The organism is Vampirovibrio sp., assembly GCF_041737375.1.
In the GTDB taxonomy this organism is placed as follows: domain Bacteria; phylum Cyanobacteriota; class Vampirovibrionia; order Vampirovibrionales; family Vampirovibrionaceae; genus Vampirovibrio.
The window spans coordinates 115,816-132,523 of sequence record NZ_JBGSRV010000006.1 but is presented as its reverse complement, the minus strand read 5'-3'; the positions used below and the strand labels follow the sequence as shown (position 1 = coordinate 132,523).

At 48.8% G+C, this 16,708-nt stretch carries 20 protein-coding genes; 7 read left to right on the top strand and 13 right to left on the bottom strand.

Going from position 1 to position 16,708, the window contains the following annotated elements; translation table 11 throughout:
- Positions 1 to 4: 4 nt before the first annotated feature.
- Genes ACEW81_RS03005 through ACEW81_RS02995 form a run of 3 tightly spaced genes read right to left on the bottom strand, consistent with a single transcriptional unit; the run spans position 5 to position 2,657 of the window.
- The gene (locus tag ACEW81_RS03005) at positions 5 to 172 is read right to left on the bottom strand and encodes a cbb3-type cytochrome oxidase assembly protein (RefSeq protein WP_373531555.1); all 168 of its coding nucleotides are present in this window, start codon (positions 170 to 172) and stop codon (positions 5 to 7) included.
- 1 nt (position 173) lies between these two features.
- Positions 174 to 1,214 (bottom strand): cbb3-type cytochrome c oxidase subunit II, encoded by a 1,041-nt coding sequence (locus ACEW81_RS03000; protein WP_373531486.1) that lies wholly within the window; start codon positions 1,212 to 1,214, stop codon positions 174 to 176.
- 36 nt (positions 1,215 to 1,250) lie between these two features.
- On the bottom strand, positions 1,251 to 2,657 hold the full coding sequence (locus tag ACEW81_RS02995; protein ID WP_373531485.1) for a cbb3-type cytochrome c oxidase subunit I: 1,407 nt from the start codon (positions 2,655 to 2,657) through the stop codon (positions 1,251 to 1,253).
- Positions 2,658 to 2,909: 252 nt separating this feature from the next.
- Here ACEW81_RS02995 and ACEW81_RS02990 point away from each other — a divergent pair, with 252 nt between their 5' ends.
- The gene (locus ACEW81_RS02990; protein ID WP_373531484.1) at positions 2,910 to 3,776 is read left to right on the top strand and encodes a hypothetical protein; all 867 of its coding nucleotides are present in this window, start codon (positions 2,910 to 2,912) and stop codon (positions 3,774 to 3,776) included.
- 14 nt (positions 3,777 to 3,790) lie between these two features.
- Positions 3,791 to 4,783 (top strand): ABC transporter ATP-binding protein, encoded by a 993-nt coding sequence (locus ACEW81_RS02985; RefSeq protein ID WP_373531483.1) that lies wholly within the window; start codon positions 3,791 to 3,793, stop codon positions 4,781 to 4,783.
- Between the two features lie 22 nt (positions 4,784 to 4,805).
- Here ACEW81_RS02985 and cdd read toward each other — a convergent pair whose 3' ends face one another.
- Genes cdd through ACEW81_RS02970 form a run of 3 tightly spaced genes read right to left on the bottom strand, consistent with a single transcriptional unit; the run spans position 4,806 to position 7,521 of the window.
- Positions 4,806 to 5,228, bottom strand: coding sequence for a cytidine deaminase (gene cdd / locus ACEW81_RS02980; RefSeq protein ID WP_373531482.1), 423 nt, complete (start codon positions 5,226 to 5,228; stop codon positions 4,806 to 4,808).
- Positions 5,229 to 5,235: 7 nt separating this feature from the next.
- On the bottom strand, positions 5,236 to 6,516 hold the full coding sequence (locus tag ACEW81_RS02975) for a S41 family peptidase (protein ID WP_373531481.1): 1,281 nt from the start codon (positions 6,514 to 6,516) through the stop codon (positions 5,236 to 5,238).
- A gap of 24 nt (positions 6,517 to 6,540) precedes the next feature.
- Positions 6,541 to 7,521 carry a hypothetical protein gene (locus ACEW81_RS02970; RefSeq protein ID WP_373531480.1) on the bottom strand — a complete coding sequence of 327 codons (981 nt, stop codon included), beginning with the start codon at positions 7,519 to 7,521 and terminating at the stop codon, positions 6,541 to 6,543.
- Between the two features lie 199 nt (positions 7,522 to 7,720).
- On the opposite strand from ACEW81_RS02970, the gene nagA reads away from it, so the two are divergent.
- A complete protein-coding gene (gene nagA / locus ACEW81_RS02965; RefSeq protein ID WP_373531479.1) occupies positions 7,721 to 8,899 on the top strand; it encodes an N-acetylglucosamine-6-phosphate deacetylase in 1,179 nt (392 codons plus the stop codon).
- Positions 8,900 to 8,902: 3 nt separating this feature from the next.
- Here nagA and queC read toward each other — a convergent pair whose 3' ends face one another.
- Both queC and ACEW81_RS02955 read right to left on the bottom strand, forming a co-directional pair.
- A complete protein-coding gene (gene queC, locus ACEW81_RS02960; protein ID WP_373531478.1) occupies positions 8,903 to 9,658 on the bottom strand; it encodes a 7-cyano-7-deazaguanine synthase QueC in 756 nt (251 codons plus the stop codon).
- A gap of 144 nt (positions 9,659 to 9,802) precedes the next feature.
- Positions 9,803 to 10,756 carry a HEAT repeat domain-containing protein gene (locus ACEW81_RS02955; RefSeq protein WP_373531477.1) on the bottom strand — a complete coding sequence of 318 codons (954 nt, stop codon included), beginning with the start codon at positions 10,754 to 10,756 and terminating at the stop codon, positions 9,803 to 9,805.
- A 475-nt stretch (positions 10,757 to 11,231) separates the two neighbouring features.
- On the opposite strand from ACEW81_RS02955, the gene ACEW81_RS02950 reads away from it, so the two are divergent.
- A complete protein-coding gene (locus tag ACEW81_RS02950) occupies positions 11,232 to 11,459 on the top strand; it encodes a hypothetical protein (RefSeq protein WP_373531476.1) in 228 nt (75 codons plus the stop codon).
- Positions 11,460 to 11,618: 159 nt separating this feature from the next.
- Positions 11,619 to 12,116 carry a hypothetical protein gene (locus tag ACEW81_RS02945; RefSeq protein ID WP_373531475.1) on the top strand — a complete coding sequence of 166 codons (498 nt, stop codon included), beginning with the start codon at positions 11,619 to 11,621 and terminating at the stop codon, positions 12,114 to 12,116.
- Here ACEW81_RS02945 and ACEW81_RS02940 read toward each other — a convergent pair.
- From ACEW81_RS02940 to ACEW81_RS02920, 5 genes are all read right to left on the bottom strand, one after another.
- Positions 12,113 to 12,466: an arsenate reductase family protein gene (locus tag ACEW81_RS02940; RefSeq protein WP_373531474.1), complete on the bottom strand. Its 354-nt coding sequence runs from the start codon at positions 12,464 to 12,466 to the stop codon at positions 12,113 to 12,115. The two genes, ACEW81_RS02945 and ACEW81_RS02940, sit on opposite strands and share 4 nt — an antisense overlap.
- An 84-nt stretch (positions 12,467 to 12,550) precedes the next feature.
- The gene (locus ACEW81_RS02935) at positions 12,551 to 13,258 is read right to left on the bottom strand and encodes a class I SAM-dependent methyltransferase (RefSeq protein ID WP_373531473.1); all 708 of its coding nucleotides are present in this window, start codon (positions 13,256 to 13,258) and stop codon (positions 12,551 to 12,553) included.
- 15 nt (positions 13,259 to 13,273) lie between these two features.
- Positions 13,274 to 13,666 carry a rhodanese-like domain-containing protein gene (locus ACEW81_RS02930; RefSeq protein WP_373531472.1) on the bottom strand — a complete coding sequence of 131 codons (393 nt, stop codon included), beginning with the start codon at positions 13,664 to 13,666 and terminating at the stop codon, positions 13,274 to 13,276.
- Positions 13,667 to 13,836: 170 nt separating this feature from the next.
- Positions 13,837 to 14,268: a YwiB family protein gene (locus ACEW81_RS02925; protein WP_373531471.1), complete on the bottom strand. Its 432-nt coding sequence runs from the start codon at positions 14,266 to 14,268 to the stop codon at positions 13,837 to 13,839.
- A 109-nt stretch (positions 14,269 to 14,377) separates the two neighbouring features.
- The gene (locus tag ACEW81_RS02920; protein ID WP_373531470.1) at positions 14,378 to 14,884 is read right to left on the bottom strand and encodes a 23S rRNA (pseudouridine(1915)-N(3))-methyltransferase RlmH; all 507 of its coding nucleotides are present in this window, start codon (positions 14,882 to 14,884) and stop codon (positions 14,378 to 14,380) included.
- Between the two features lie 103 nt (positions 14,885 to 14,987).
- Between ACEW81_RS02920 and ACEW81_RS02915 the strand changes: the two genes are divergently transcribed.
- Both ACEW81_RS02915 and ACEW81_RS02910 read left to right on the top strand, forming a co-directional pair.
- Positions 14,988 to 16,358: a DUF1015 domain-containing protein gene (locus tag ACEW81_RS02915; RefSeq protein ID WP_373531469.1), complete on the top strand. Its 1,371-nt coding sequence runs from the start codon at positions 14,988 to 14,990 to the stop codon at positions 16,356 to 16,358.
- Positions 16,359 to 16,473: 115 nt separating this feature from the next.
- On the top strand, positions 16,474 to 16,704 hold the full coding sequence (locus tag ACEW81_RS02910) for a hypothetical protein (protein ID WP_373531468.1): 231 nt from the start codon (positions 16,474 to 16,476) through the stop codon (positions 16,702 to 16,704).
- The last annotated feature ends 4 nt before the right edge of the window (positions 16,705 to 16,708 follow it).

The following is a 16,708-nucleotide window of genomic DNA, read 5'->3' as shown; positions in this document are numbered from 1 at the left end:
CTGATTAATCATCATGAAGCATGCGAAACTTGGAATCTTCCAAATCGTCCAGCTTTCCATTGCGAGAGGCCCAAAACATTGCTGCAAAAGCAATCAGGAAAAACAAGCCACAAATGGCAAATGCCGCAATATAACCTGGTCCAATACCTCCAGAAAGACAAGATGGGCACATATTAGTGTCGTCCGCCTCCATGGTTTTGAGGAAATTCGTGTTTCAGTTCAGTCAGATGGGTAATCTCTTCGTAGTTTTTAGACATCACATCCGGCTGATCCAACTGAGAATAGTTTACAACTTCTATTTGATTAGAAGGGGTAGCGCCATCCACTGGCAAGGTTTTAATGAAAGCAACCAGATAAGCCAGTTGTTGCTCACTCAAACTGCGACCCCAACGAGGCATCCGGGTGCCAGTGACCCCTTCTTTAAGACGCCAGTAAAACAAAGCATCGGTGTATTGCTTGTAAAAAGGACGGGTCAGGTTTGCCGGTTTTTTAATCATGGAAGAGCTAACAGGCCCATTGCCCCGACCGGTGACACCGTGGCAAGTAGCGCAGTTTTGCATATAAATGCCCCGACCGGAGTTGGCGATGGAAGAGTTATCCGTATCCACGTTTTTAGAAATTCGCTTCCACTCATCCCGCATTTCCTGAGGCGCCTCTAGCCAGGTTAAAGGCTCTTGAGACGGAGCGCCTGCGTGTCCACCAGCAGCGGGTTCATGACTGGACTTTTTGCGGCGACGAGCGGCAAGCTCACGCTCTTTGCCCAACGTTTGCAAATAAGCGACCAGATCTTTCATTTCATGATCTTCCAGATAACTGAAAGAAGGCATTAAAGAACCGGGCTTAACCGCACGAGGCTGCACGTGGTGCGCCCAGTGCCAAGCATCGGGGTATTTGCCACCAATGTTAGACAAATCAGGGCCAGTACGCTCGGTACCCAGCAAGTGAGGCGTTTCATGAACGAAGTCGCCTGCCTGAACCATCTCACCCATTTCGCGATCTTGATACCGGACAAACTGGGTATGGCAGTAAACACAGCCTTCCCGCTTGTAAATCTCCCGACCCCGCCATTCACTGGCCGTGTAGTCATGAGAAGCGGCAGTGGCTTCCGGTTGAAATGTAGTCGCTGGCAAAATGGCGGTTACAAAAATAATCGTTAAGAAAATCAGGGCCACAAAGACAGCGGCAATCAGGTAGTTGAGAATTCTAGGTTGCATAGTCGTCTTTTTCCTTAAATAGTCCTTGTGTTCGCCCTATACGTAAGCGATTCCAGTGGGAGACTCCGGCAGCGGCTCAGCCGATTTGGAGAAAACCGTTTTATAAATGTTCAACATGTAGAGGATTTGCCCAGAAAGTAACAGGAAGCCAGAAACAGTACGGGCCAGGAAATAAGGCACCATTTCCATCACCCACTGATCGTAAGGCAAGGTGAAATGCCAGCCAGCGGCCTGAATTAAGCCTGCAATGGTCAGCGAAAACACCATCAGAATCCAGCCAATAAAGCTGAGCCAGAAGTGCCAGATAGCCAGAGAGCGGCTGTAGATTTTACGCCCGGTAATTTTAGGAATAATAAAGTAGGAGGCTGCGAAAACAATAAAGGTAAAGGTGGCCAACAGCGCCAAGTGAGCGTGACCCACCACCCAGTTAGAGAAATGCAAGTACCAGTTAATGGAGCGGGTCGCCTGAAAGGGTCCCTGGATACAAGTGAGCAAATACGCCAAGCCCGCCGCCATGGCAAACCGCATGGGAATGTGATCGGCCATAAGGTGCCACTTGCCTTTCAGGGTCATAAAGAAATTCACCTGAACGGTCAAAACGGGAATCAACAAGAAAACACTGGAGATAACGGCAATGGCTTTCAACCACTCAGGAACCGGAGATTGCAGAATGTGGTGGGTGCCAGTAGGCGCGTAGAACATGCCAATGGTCCAGAAGCCGATCATGGATAGAGTGTGACTGTAAAGCGGATTGCCAGAGAAACGAGGCAGCAGGTAGTACAAAATACCAACACCGCCTACGGTAAACCACATGCCTAGAATGTTGTGCCCATAGAACCAGCCCGCAATGGCATCGTTCAAGCCAGTAAATTGTACGAACGCCCGGTTGCCGACCACATAAACGATTGGAAACCAGAACAGAGCGCCCATAAAATACCAGAGACTAACGTACCATTTCTTTTCGGTACCGGTGAAAACGCTCATGTACACGTTAACACCCACCAGCAGCAGCGCACTGAGAACCAGCCAGTCAAACGGACCATTCAGCTCCGCATACTCCCGGCCTTCCGTGTACCCGTTCATAATGGACCAAACGCCCAAAATAACGGTTAAATTCCAGAAAAAGAGAGTGATATTACCCAGCCGCTCAGACCAAAGATTTTTTCGACCCGACAAAACCGGCACAATGTAGAACATGCAGGAAACATAGCCCATAGAAAGCCAGCCAATCAGGATGGTATTGATATGCGCTGGACGAATGCGGCCAAAAGCCAACTGCGGAATGCCATGAATCAAATCAGGATAAGAAAGTAAAATTGAGGCGATCATGCCAAACAGCATGCCGAAAACCAGGTAAAAAATGGCGCAAATCAAGAAGTTGCGACTGGCGCTAAAGGGTTCATCACTAAATACGGCGCGCCATAGGGTGGTAAGGGCTTGCATAGGTTTGGTCATTCTCCAGAGATAAGGCTTACGGGGGAACTCAAGCTGAGTACCTTTAACTTTCCATCATTAATATAAACACGGGGAAATGACGGAAAATATGCGGAATCACATACGGCGATCGGCTTTGAGCCTACTAGATGTAGTACAGGTTACCAAAAAAAGTAGATTTAGGGGCTTTTATGAGATAAATAATTCATGAAAATTTTCCAAATGCCAATCTACGCTTTTTAGGGGAGGGGAATTTATACCATGGAAACGATGCCCGGTTATTTTTTAATACAAACGCCTGATTTGCCTAAATTTAAAGGCCCGGAAACAGGTTTAAGGCCCACACTGAGAACGGGTATTGCCGACGATCGCCCCGATGAGTGGATACCCGTTGAATCGCTCAACCCCACCTTCCCGATGGACAGGGTAGACGCAATCATTGGCCCCCGACAATCAGAGCGGTTGGCCAAAGCGCAGCAATCACAAATCAATAACCTGCTGACCGGTTTAAGCCAAGGCATTGATGTATTGGTTCAAAACAGCGCATGGCGCCATCAATTTACAGAATCCAAAGTGATTCAGGGTAGCCGTGAAAATATTTTTGATCAGCTTTCATCCCTATGGCATTTAGCGGTGGCCCGCTTCAAGGAAGCCTGCCCTGAAAATCAGGATGCGCCAGAGGCGAAAGCTCTTAAAATTGAGGAAAAAGATAGGTTAGAAGAGGCTCTGCCTTTGGCAAACACACCTTCAGAGCCTTTAGAACCGGAACCTCGTCCTAACCCGGAGGCCTTTGAAAATTTTCAAAAAGTCATTGTCAAATACCCGGATGTTGCCCTCAAACCAGCCCCGGAACTGCCATTTGATCTGGGCGCTCAGGCCGCTTCCGTGGCACAGAATCCGGCAGAGGTAAAAAAAGGGTTGAATGCTTTGCGTCAACAAAAATTGAGCCTGGATCAAAAAATAAAAACAGAGGCCCAAGCCAGGCAGCTAAAAGCCGAAGCCCTCAAAACCCATCAATCCGAAGCATTTAAGCAAGCGCTTCCTGAAATTTTAGGGGGCGTGAAAACACTGTTTGAATTGCCAAAAAGTAAGTGTGACCCGGTTTCAACACCTTCAAACCCCAAATAGGCTATAATGGCCTTATGGCTGCTTCACCCTTACTTTCCATTGAGAACCTATCGGTTGCCTTTCCCACAGAAGATGGACCGGCTTGCGCTGTGAACCATTTGTCCTTGCAAATTGAGCGAGGCAAAGTGCTGGGAGTGGTTGGAGAATCGGGCTGCGGCAAAAGCATGACCAGCATGGCTGTTTTACGGCTGGTGCCACAACCGGGCTATATCTCGGAAGGGGCGGTATATTTTAATGGACAAAATCTGTTGACCCTCAGCCCCGAAGAAATCCGCAAAGTGCGAGGCGCTCAAATCGCCCTGATTCCCCAAGATCCGCTTACCTCCCTCAATCCGGTTTACACCATTGGCGATCAGATTGCGGAAGTGCTGACCCTGCATCAGGGTTTGAGCAAGCGAGACGCGCACCGGCGGGCCATTGAACTGCTGGATCTGGTTCGCATCCCTAACGGCAAAGATCGCATTCACGAATATCCGCATCAATTTTCGGGGGGCATGCGTCAGCGTGTGATGATTGCCATGGCCCTGAGCTGTACGCCATCCTTGTTAATTGCCGATGAACCCACCACCGCACTGGATGTTACGGTGCAGGCCCAAATTCTGGCCCTGTTGCGGGATATTCGCAAGGAGCATGACACGGCAATTATGCTGATTACCCACGATTTGGGGGTGGTGGCCGAAATGTGCGATGAAGTAGCGGTAATGTACGCAGGCCGGGTGGTTGAACAAGCCAGCGCCCTGGATTTATTTAAAAAACCCAAACACCCTTACACCTTGGGCTTACTGAATTCCTTGCCCACCATGACCCGCAGCCGCCTGCAACCCATCGAAGGGCAACCGCCTTCTATTACAGAAATGCCGCCCGGTTGCGCCTTTGAACCCCGCTGCGACAAACGCCTTGAGGTTTGCAAAACCCGATTTCCACAAGCAGCGATGATGGAAGAAACCCATCAGGTAAGCTGCTACCTGTACCCCGGCAGTTATTGGCCTGAACAACAAGCCCCCTGAAATCTTTAAGGATTGGGGTTTATTAAGTCAAAGGTGTGGTAGGGCCAAATGCCTCTGGTAGTAAAGCGGCCATGGTTAAAATGCGAACTTCTCCGGTTTGGCTATCGCTCATAATCACCGGGGTATCTGGTTTTAAAAATTCGGCCATCACTTGGCGACAAGCACCACAAGGGGTCACCGAGCCATGAGGACGGCGACTGGCCCAAACCGCAATGGCCTGAAAACGTTGCTGACCATCACTAATGGCCTTCACCAAAGCAGTTCTTTCCGCGCAAAGGGTCAGCCCAAAACTGGCGTTTTCTACATTCACCCCACAAATAACTTGCCCGTTTTCGGCCAGCAAAGCGGCCCCAACCGGAAAATCACTGTAAGGCGTATAGGCGTTTTCAGCGGCTAAACGCGCCTGAGCCAACAACGCCTCAGCCTGATGAGGGGTCAAGGGCATGCTCTCTCTATTTCCCAATTTCATTTTTCAGAAACTGCATAGCCCGATCCAGTTGAGGGTCCCGTTGGGCCAGATAGTCCGCTTCGGTATAGGCCGCTTTAACGTTGGGTTCGATGCCTTTTTTGTTGATATCCGTGCCATTGGGCGTCAGGTATTTGGAAATAGTGATATTCATACCGCTATTGTTGGACAAGGTGTTGATCTTCTGTACCAAGCCCTTGCCAAAGGATTGAGAGCCGATTAGGGTGGCTCGATGATTGTCTTTGAGAGCGCCCGCCAAAATTTCACTGGCACTGGCACTGCCACCATCAATCAACACCACCACTGGCTTTTCAGTAATGGTGCCAGGATGAGCACTGTACACCCGACGGTCCCGTTCCCGGTTCACAATGGAAACAATATCGCCACTTTCCAGAAACATATCCGCAATTTCAACGGCGTTAGAAAACAATCCGCCGTAATTGCCCCGCAAGTCAATGATCAAGGCTTGTTTAGCGGTTAAATCCTTCATGCTGTCTTTCATTTCATCCAGCATGTTTTCACTGATAAAACTGCTCAGTCGGATATAACCAACCTGCGGATCGTCCATGGGCTTGGTAAATACAGATTTAATCTTGATCTCATCCCGCTCAATCTGCTTCAGCAACTCATCGTTGCCCCGCTTGATACTGAGGGTAACAAAAGTGCCTTTTTCTCCCCGAATCTGATCGGCGGCATCTTCTACACTCATTCCAGCGGTTTCAATGCCGTTAATGTGGGTGATTTGATCCTTGGGCATTAAACCCGCCCGTTGGGCAGGCGTATCATCAATGGTGGCCAACACCAAAAGCTTATTGTCTCGCTTGGAGATTTGAATCCCCACCCCGTATAAGCGGGAATCAATGCTCATGCTTTGCTCGTTCATGTCACGAGGTTGCAAAAAACGGGTGTATTCATCGTTTAAGCTAGCGACCATGGTTCCAATGGCCACATAAGCATCATCGGTATCCTTTAGCTTACCTTGATACTTATACCGCCACTTGGACCAGTCCTGCCCATTAAAAGAACCGTCCACGTATTCTGTGCGCACCATAGTCCAGGCTTCATCGTAAAGCTGTTCGGCAACACGCGCTTTATCAGCGGCAGTATTCACGTTTACAGCAGAAGAGGGCGTGGCTGGCTTTTGAAGATTACAGCCTGAGAATACGCTAATCGATGTCGAAAATAGCGCTATGAAGGTGAAGATCCCCGCCCGTTTTAAAAAGGCAGGGATCTTCAAAGCAGTAGATAGAGAACCCGGATTGTTCATCGGCTTCTAAAAATTTGGCTGAAATTAATGGTTCAAGTCTTCAGGGGAACCCATTTTACCGCCCGAAGTGTTGGAGAGAATAAACAAGTCGATAATCTCCGACAATTCGTTGGCTTTGCCCTGGTAATACTTGATATCAGTTTCCAGCTTGCGGATAACGGTTTTATACTCTTCAATTTTTTTAATGTTGGCCCGAACAGCGTCCAGCATTTCAGATTGAGCGGATTGCGCTTCAGACAGAACATCTTCCATGGAAAGGCCCATGGCTTCCATCGTCAAACGAATGATCTGGGCGCCGGTTTGCTTGGTGACGCCATCAGGCAATTCATTCACCAAACGAATCAGGGTTTTTACATTGCCACTGAATTCAGTATCCACTTCCTGAGGAATCGCTTCCTGAGCAAAGTGCTGCGCGGCAGAAAACTGTTGATGCTGCTGCTGTTGTTGCTGCTGTTGGGGTTGTTGAAACTGAGGGCGTTCGTACCCAATGTCTGCTGATAATGAAGAAATGGAGGTTTCTTCCTCACCAAACGAAATGGGGGCCTTCGATAAATCCTTGTAACCTGAAAGGTCAGCCATACTTCCTCCCGATATTGAGCTATCCGACTTCACATAGTTCACCTGAGATGTAGAGGAAGGAACTCCGGCCGGATGGCGAGCCTCCGTTTGTGCATCCGGCACCATACCTCTCATCGATAGTGTATCATCAAATTCCTTTTTTGGGGTTTCCAGCCTTTGCGCCGTTTCGGGCGGTAAGTGAACAGCTTGAAGTTCACGACTCAACCGCTGGCTACTTTCATGCAACTCAGGCGGTAAAGAGGCGTCAGAGTCATCCGCTTCCAAAAACTGAAAACCGGATTGATCGTTCCGGGAAATCTCGATTTCCTGATAAGCGTCAATCTGTAATTCATTTCCCCCGGAAGAGGCCACTGAGGTTCTCAAAGCTTCAAACAGCTTTTGCTTGAGCAAAGAAGTAGAACCTGTTGTATTTTCATAGTCACTCATACAACCTATTATGGGTCCGATTGAGCAGTGTGACAAGTACAGGCTTTCAACCCGATCCATAAAACCTCCATCCGATGGAATTTCCCTTACCTTTCCTTTTTTACTTTTCTTTTTTCTTTTTACACCCTCATTCCCTTAAAAACAGCCCTGATTGGCATAAAGCTGTTAAAATACCTTCAATATGATGAGCGGCGACACAATGAAAATAATTACAGGGGCTACTCTGATTCTCCCTGACGGGCAGCTTTCGGAAAGCTCCTTGCTGATAGAAGGAAACCGGATTCGGGCCATTAGCCCGGAAGCGCCGGGATCATTGCTGTTAAATCAGGAAAATGTGGAAGTGTTTTCGGGGGCTGGCTGCTATTTAACGCCAGGGTTAATCGAGCTGCACTTTAACGGGGCTTTGGGATGCAATCTGAATCAAACCAGCATTACTGAAGCACAGGCATTGCTCCAAAAACTCCCCGCCTTTGGCATTACCAGCGTTCTGTTTACAGTAATTACCGGCGCCATGACCGATATGCTGTCGGCCATTCACACGCTGGAAGAAGCCATTCATCATAAAAACCCTTACCATTGCAGGCCCTTGGGCATCCATTTAGAAGGACCTTTTATTAATCCTGCCTACCGGGGAACGCATCCTGCCCACGAAATTCGCACCGCCAACCCGGAAGAGTTAAGCATTCTAATTTCTCCGCAAACCAAAATGATTACCCTGGCCCCGGAGATGGATGCCAGTGGGCAACTTATTCCCTGGCTTCGGCAACAAGGCATTCGGGTTTCCATTGGCCATTCCAACGCCACCCATCAACAAACACTGCAATCGTTTCAGCAAGGGGCCAATAGCGTTACCCATCTTTATAACGCAATGCGTCCGCTGCACCACCGGGAACCCGGCATTATTGGCGCCGCCTTGTGCGAAGAGGATATTTTCGTGCAATTCATCGGGGATGGCGCTCATGTCCACCCCGAAGCCATTCGAATGCTCTTAAGAATGAAGCCCCGAAACCGGGTTTTACTGACCAGCGATGCCAGCCCGTTGGCAGGACTCGACGATGGCAGCAAAGGCAGTTTTTCGCTACAAACCGTAACGGTACGAGGCCATCAGGTCATCAATCAGGAAGGCGGATTGGCGGGCAGCGGCAAACTGGTGAGCGATTGCGTAAAAAACATGGTGCAATGGCAGCTTTGCGACTTTGCGGAAGCCGTTCAATACGCCTCCTACAACCCGGCCCTGTTTTTGAATGAAGAAGCCATTGGGCGACTGGAACCCGGATGTCTGGCGGATCTAGTGCTTTGGAACAAGGAAACGCTGGCCGTGGAAACCACCTTTATTAACGGGGAAGTGATTTACCAAAAAAACAGGGTGCCTGTATAACCGCTAAAAGGCAATACCAACGCTGGTAGCGGTTTGGGCTTCCACTTGCCGCTGGGCGTTTTTAACCCGAATACACGACGGGCATGCCCCACATTGGGTTTCGGTTTCCTCGTAACAACTCCAGATTAAATGAAACGGCACCTTCAGGGACAGTCCCCGTTCAATAATTTGAATTTTGTTCAACTCACCCACCGGGGTTTCCACCTGAACGCCGGTTAAGGTGGAAAAGGCGAATACCTCGCTTAACTTGTCTCTAAAGGCGGGCGTATTATCAGGAAAATCGACGCCTTCCTCGGCATTAGCCCCAAACACCAAAGTGTTGGCTTTCAAGGCTTCCGCAAAGCACGCCCCAATGTTTAAAAATAATCCGTTTCGGTTCGGCACCCAAACCCGGTTTACGTCATACAATGCCGCGTCCGTTTCCGCTTTTTGCTCCTGAATGCCCTGGGCTTTTAAAACAGCGGCCGGGGTTAAAGCGGTAGGCAATAATTCCGAAATCCAGGGCAAGGCAATCACCCGGTGCGCAATTTGATAATGAGCAGCAATGGCTTGAGCGGCCTTCAATTCGTTTTTAACCGCCCGTTGCCCATAATCAAACGTTAAGGCACAGGCCACCGGCTTTTGAGATAACACTTCTGCCAAAGCCACCGTGGAATCCAGCCCGCCCGATAAAAGAACCACAGCGCAATTGGCAACAAACTCGGAGGAATGCGATGAAGAGAAAGATAAAGAAGAGGGTGATGAAATAGAATCAGGCATGCAAAAACCTCAAATGGAAGCAATTAGTGGGCAACGCAACCCAAAATAACACAATCGAAACCCCATCACCCATGAAAGCAAGTGTGGAATCCACCACCGAAACCAACCAACGCCCTATCATTCCGTTTAGCCTGATGGGCTGATTTAAGGAATATAGCCTTCAATCTCTTCCCTTAAAAACCGGGGCAGGTTTTCCCGGCTCAGCAGTTCCCGAATGGCGGCTTCCCCTTGCAGGGTATAAACGGCGTAAACGGCGGCTTTGGCCACTTCATCGTTTTCATCCAGCACACAGTTTTTTAAAGCCTCTACACAGTCTTCATCCCCAATTTGCCCCAAGGCTTCCACTGCCGCCAAACGAATGGAAGGCGCTTCATCGTTTAGCGCTTTGCGTAAACTATCCGAAGCTTTCCGGCTGGGCTGACCAATGCGCCCAACCGCTTCAATAATTTGTTCTTTCAAAAAATTAAACTTATCACGAATCCCCTGCTTGGACTCCAGAATATCAATCAAAGGCTCAATGGCCCGAATATCCCCCAGCATGCCCAAAGCCTTCACGGCGGATTCTTTCAGATAAACCGATTTTTCCCGCTCATCGGCCAAAATATCAATCAAAGGTTTCACCGCGTATTCATCGCCCATGCGGCCCAGGCTTTCAGCCACGGCCAATCGCAAACGGTAATTCTCTTGCCGGTTATTCAAAATACTCATCAGCGGAATAATGGCCCGGTTATCGCCAATTTTGCCCAAAGCCTGAGCAGCGCCACAACGCAGGCGAGCGCTTTCATCCGATTTATCAAAATCAGCAGGCTCAGGATGCTCATACAATTCAATATGGGTGGCCAGTAGCACATCAATTAAAACCGGAACCGCGTCTTCAGCCTTAATTCGGCTCAGTACGCTCATGGCCTGCATAATCAGGCGGGTATTTCGCTCCTGCCTGACACATTCCAGCAGACATAAAACACCCGCCTCCATGGGCTCTTTCAGCAACAAGTCGCCCAAAGCGGACATAGCCCGCAACCGGTGATCGATGACATGGCTGTCTCTGGCCTCAATCACCCCCATCAGCTCATAGATTTTTTGGGGAACAGCGTCCATTTGGCTCCGTACTAAGCGTGGTTCATTGGACCAATTTACCATTTTTTCAACTGACAAGCGCACGGTCCTCACGCTTATTTTTGAGGTGTTGATGGGGACGTTGCCAATTTGACAGCATTTTATTCTCATTGCACCTTGCTGAAACGTGCTAATTCTAACAAAAACAAAACCCTTCATGAAACCCTACTATTGTTTTTTTGTTTAAATAATTCGATTTCTCTCATTCTTGGCTTTTATATGCAAAAAAATACTTTATTTTCAAGATCTTATTTTCAAAAGAGTAATGTGATTTGCATACCATTATGATTTTTTTAAAGTTATGTAAACAACCTTAAAACGTTGGGCTAACCTACGATCAAAACCCCTTCTATGACCGTTTCAGATTAATTTTTGTAAACAGAATCTTGTCCGAATGCTTATAATGGCAAAACGTGGAAAACATAAACGTTTCATGGGACAGGGTAGAGGAGTTAGCGTGAGTACGATTGATCCATTTGAGAGTGATAGTATCGTTGTCGGTACATTCAAACGCTGGAGCGCATCCGCGGTGGAATGTTACAGCCGTAAAGCCAATTGCGACGGCTGCTATTATCAAAATTTCTTCTCCAGCAGGCCTTATGGCTGCAAAATGAATCTGGCAGTGGAGCAACTGATTGAAAGCATTGGCGAGCCTAGCGCGGGGCTGGTCAGTAAATTTTCCTAACATAATTTGACTTTAACCATTCAACAAAAAGCCGGGCCTCTCAAAGCCCGGCTTTTTATTTGAGAAGGCCCACTTTAACAGTAAAGCCTTGCGACAAATTCGGATCTGCGCCAAGATAGGAAAAATTCCCCCGATGCAAGCGAGTAAAGGTCCATCATTATGCCTACCACTATTCCCATCATGCCTATTATTCTGGCTGTTTTGTTATTACTACCCATTCGCCTTGGCAATCAGGCACTCAAAGGACTGGCTTTCACCCTGTGGCTTATCGGTGGTCTGGTGCTCTCCACACGGGGCGTCAATTTTTTAATGGATTCTCCCGCCATCACCAATATGCCTTTAATGGCCGGATTGATTGTAGCCGCTTTAATCATTGGCTTTGGCAAAGGCAAGTTTGTACTCGCTAAAACCTCCGCCAAAAACATTGAGCGCATTGATCAGTTTAGCGAACCCAAAAAGCCCATTGAAGTGTATAGCGTACGAAGCTGGATCATTATTACTTTAATGGTTGGCATCAGCTTGGCGTTAAACATTTTCAACGTGGATCACATCGTGCGTGGCCCCATTAACCTGGGTATCGGTTTTGCCTTGATTGTCAGCAGTCTGGTTTACCTGAAAGCCTTGTCCGCCAATAAGCAAGCGCCCGCTTCCAACTAGGATTGCCTTAAAAACGCTTTCAAACTGGCTTCATCAAAGCCTTGATACAGCGCGCCCTGGTCATTCATGATCACAGGGCGCTTTATCAAATTCGGATCCGTCAACATGAGCTGCAGGGCCGTTGATTTATCCGGCAAATTTTGGCCCAGATTTTTCGCTTTATAAATGGCGCTTCTGCTATTTAAACTGGCCTTGACGTTGGCCTCATCCACCAGCCTGGCCAAAATTTCAGCAGTGGGAGGCTGGGTTTCAATGGGCAACTCCTCAAAGGCCACGTTTTGACTTTCTAAAAAAGCCTTAGCCTTTTGACAGGTTACACAGTTTTTTTTACCGTAAAAGCGAAGGGTCATGGGCCTGTTATTCTCATCAAAACTGGAATATACCCATTATAAGGGAGGAATCAGCGCCTTTACGCATAATGGGCATCAGCTTCTTTAAGCCTTGCGGCCCCAAACCAGCAAAGAACCCACATTCGTTCTGAAGTCCACCACATCCGCCAGCGTTTCATATCCCCAACCCGGCTTAAAACTGGCCTGCTCCGCCGCCGTAAGCGGATTGGGATTAAACAGGCGATCCGCCTGCACCTCCTGAAATCCAGCCTTTTGCAACAACGCTATATATTCCTGCTGGGCGTACAGGTGCATGGAAATTTCCATCCAATCAGCCCAACAGTGGCTATAGGGGTTTTCCTGATAAAAATCGACCATCAGCCAAACGCTGGCCCCGGCACTAGCCACCCGATGCCATTCCTGCAAGGCAGTTAAAGGGTCTGCCATATAATAAATGGCTTCTACCGATAGCAACCGATCCAGGGAATCCGGCTCAAAGGGTAAGCATTCCGCCGCCGATACCAAAAAATCCACATTGGGAGGATTTTCAGGATGGGCCAGCGCTTCCCGAATCATCAGGGGGGCCACATCAATGCCGCAGGCCGCTCCATCTGGCATCACCCGACGGGCCGTTTCCCGCACCGCATACCCGTTGCCGCAGCCAATATCCAAACATCGCAGCCCCGAACGCAGATTCATGCGTTCCAGAATCTGTCGGGTCATGGGCCAATGCCCTTTGGCCATGGATTCTCCCTTGCCAAGGGCTGCCCAGCTATCAAATAAAATAGCGGCGGGGTTCATCGGTTCTGTCATTGAAACCAGTTCAGTTTAGAGGTTGTTATCGTATTCCACGGTGGGGTAAGGCTTTTCTTTCCATTGTTTGTAGCCGCCTTGCAACGAATAGACATCCCGGTATCCCATTTGTTGCAGTACATCGGCGGCCAGGGCAGAGCGTCCACCGCCGCCGCAATAGGTGACCACGGTGCGGTTTCTGTCCGGGGCGGTATCATCCACTTCCAGCTCCAAAACCCCACGGGGAATATTGGTGGAATTCTCAATACGGGAATGGGTGTGATCGTTGGCTTCTCGCACATCAATCAAAATCATGTCTTTGCCTTGCTCAATCCACTGGCGCAACTCATCCTGGGTCACTTCCCGTATACGGGTTTTGGCATCGGCCACAAAATCCTGCCAGGTTTTGGCTTGTTGGGTCTGGGTCATGGGGGTCCCCTCCTTTGTCAGTCAATCCGCTTGAATATGGTTATTTTACAGGCAAACGCCCGCCAATCCCATAGGTGAATCGGCTAATTCCCAGATTAAAAAACCTGTTTTAAAGGCAAAAAGCCGTTGAATAAAATCATCAACGGCTTTTTTAATGCGTTTGTTAAAAACTAACGGATAAACAATTCCAGATTAAAGTAACCCAAATGGGTGTCTCCGCTCCACAGTTCGTATAAAACCTCGATAATGCCGCCTTCGGGGGTTAAGGCATAATCCAGTTTTTTGGTGAAATTACGGCAAACCAAAGAAGCACCACCGTAAAAATACTGACTGGCATACCATTCGTTGGCAGAAAAAGTCTGGCGGCTATGCACTTCGCCAATTTTAACCACGGATACCGTGTTTTTAGAAACCTTGATGGTGGTAGTCACCTTTTTTTCCCGCAACATGGTATCAAAGGCAAGAATATAGGTGTCTTTGTCTACCTGATAGAGCGATCCCAGCGCTTCTTCCTCAATCTCCAGCGGATCATAACCGTTTACGGACTGGGTATGGCAAATGTCTACCATCACCATTTTCTTGATTTTTTTTACATCACTCATCGCACACTCACCTGGTCTTTTCGCACGTCAACGGTTACCCGCACCAAAGCTATCGGCCTGCATGCCGAAAGACTTGAGCGGTCATTGGGAAATCTTTACAGAAGTCCGCTTATTTGTGATAAGGTTCGCCCCGCCGGATTTTAAAGGCTCTGTAGAGTTGTTCCAGCAGGATTAGTCTAACCATGGGGTGAGGAAAGGTCATTTTGGAAAGTGAAACCGTCCAGTCGCACTCGCTCAAAATAGTTGGATGTAAGCCCAACGGCCCTCCCACAATGAATATGATAGGCCGGGAGTCGTGGCCGGGAATACCTCCGTTTGAAGGATTTGCGCCCAGCCGCTCAAAAAAGGCCGTGGAAAATTTCTCGGAAGTGAGAGTATCTACCCGCTCCGAGAGGGCAATGGAATAGGCGGCCTTGCTTAAGTAAGGCCGAATGCGGCGGGCCTCCCCCTCCATGACCTGATCATCGGTTCGGGAGGGCAAAATAGCCTCATCGGGAACTTCCACAATGGAAACCGCCGCATAAGCTTTCAGACGTTTTAAATAATCGTCAAGCCCTGGCTGAAGGTAAGAAAATCCGCCTTTCATGCGGCCCACCACAATGATTTGAATCTGCATTTTTTAAGAGGTTCCACACACGCTTTCCATTTGAAACTGGCGATTAACCCGGCTATGCTGTAGCTACTTTATTCAAAAGTCAGATACAGGAGCCAAATTGATCATGGTGGATATTCTCCCCTTTCGTGGTTTGCGTTACAACCTGGAAAAACTGGCCGCAGAAGGCGCCGGTTTGAATGAGGTGGCCACCCCGCCTTACGACGTGATCAACGACGCTCAGCAAGACGCATTTTACGCCAAGCACCCAGCCAACTTTGTGCGGGTGGACCTCAACAAAAAATCAGCACAAGACAACGACACCGATACCCCCTACACCCGTGCCGCCCAATTGGTTGAGCAATGGGAAGCCGAGCAAACTCTGATTCCCGAAACGCAGCCCGCTATTTACGCCTATTCTCAAAGCTGGCAAGAAAACGGGGCAACCATAGAACGCAAAGGCATGATTGCCCTGCTGAAGCTGGAAGAATTTGAAACCGGCAAAGTGCTGCCGCACGAGCACACCCTGAAAGGCCCCAAACAGGATCGCATCCAACTCATGCGAAGCACTTTGTGCAATTTGAGTCAGGTTTTTATGATTTACAGCGATCCCCAGCGCACCTTAGAGACCCTGCTCTATTCCCCACCCAATGCCGATGGCTGGGCCAGGGCCACCGATGCCGATGGGGTGGTTCACCAGTTTAAGCCGGTCACGGATGCTGACATCTTAAAGCAGCTGCAAACCCTGTTTAAAGACAAAACCCTGTTAATAGCCGATGGCCACCACCGCTACGAAACCGGTTTGGCCTATCAACGGGAAGTTCGAGAACAAATTCAACAACAAACCGGGCAAGCGCCGCCAGAAGGCAGCTTGCTCTCGGATTACGGCATGATTTTCCTGACCAATATGGACGATCCGGGCTTAAAAGTGTATCCCACCCACCGTATTTTGTATCAATGGCCCCAGGGCTGGAATCAGGAACGCTTTGAGACAGAACTATTCAAAAAATATGAAGTGGTCAGTGCCGATGAAACTTTCAGTTACCGCAAACCCGGTACCGATGCCTTAATTAAGTTGCGATTAAAGCCGGAAGCCAAGCCCACCAAACTGCCGCCGCTGCTGGATACCTTTGATGCGGCCTTGCTGGAGGAAACCGTGTTTAAAGGCATTTTAAACACCACCGGAGAAGCCTTAAAGCACGAACACCTGCTTGGTTTTTACCGCAACGAGGATGAAATTGAAGCCCTGTGGCGGGATCATAAAACGGTGGGAGGCTTTTTTCTGGCCGCGCCCTCCGTCAAGCTGGTACATGAAATCTGTGAAGGCGGGAACCGCATGCCCCAAAAGTCTACTTACTTCTACCCAAAAATCCTGAGTGGACTGGTGCTTTACCCCTACCGGGCTTTTTCAGAGAACACCACCCACGCCCTAAGCCAAGTGGTAGAGGCACACCCGCTAGCCAATAACACAAAAACCCCGGTGGCCGGGCTTATATAAATCACTCTAAAAAAATCACGCCCACCCCGGCTTCAATATCTGCTTGCCTGATAGCAGATGTCTTTCTTAAGATAAGCAAGATAACAACGCTAACAATTAAGGAGTGGCTCACCCCATGAGTTCCGTTAAATCCATTTCCGCCGCTGAAAAACACCGCCGTTCTCAGCTTTACGCCCGGCTGACCTATGTGGGTATTATTGTGGTGTTTGTCAGTGTTTGCGCCATTGCGGTGATAAGCACCATGAATACCGAAGCCAACCGGGAAGGGTTCCGGCCCATTGAAGTGAGCAAACCCATCTCTTTCTTTGATTATTCATACGTTAAAAAAGACAAGAACACGCCATAAACAG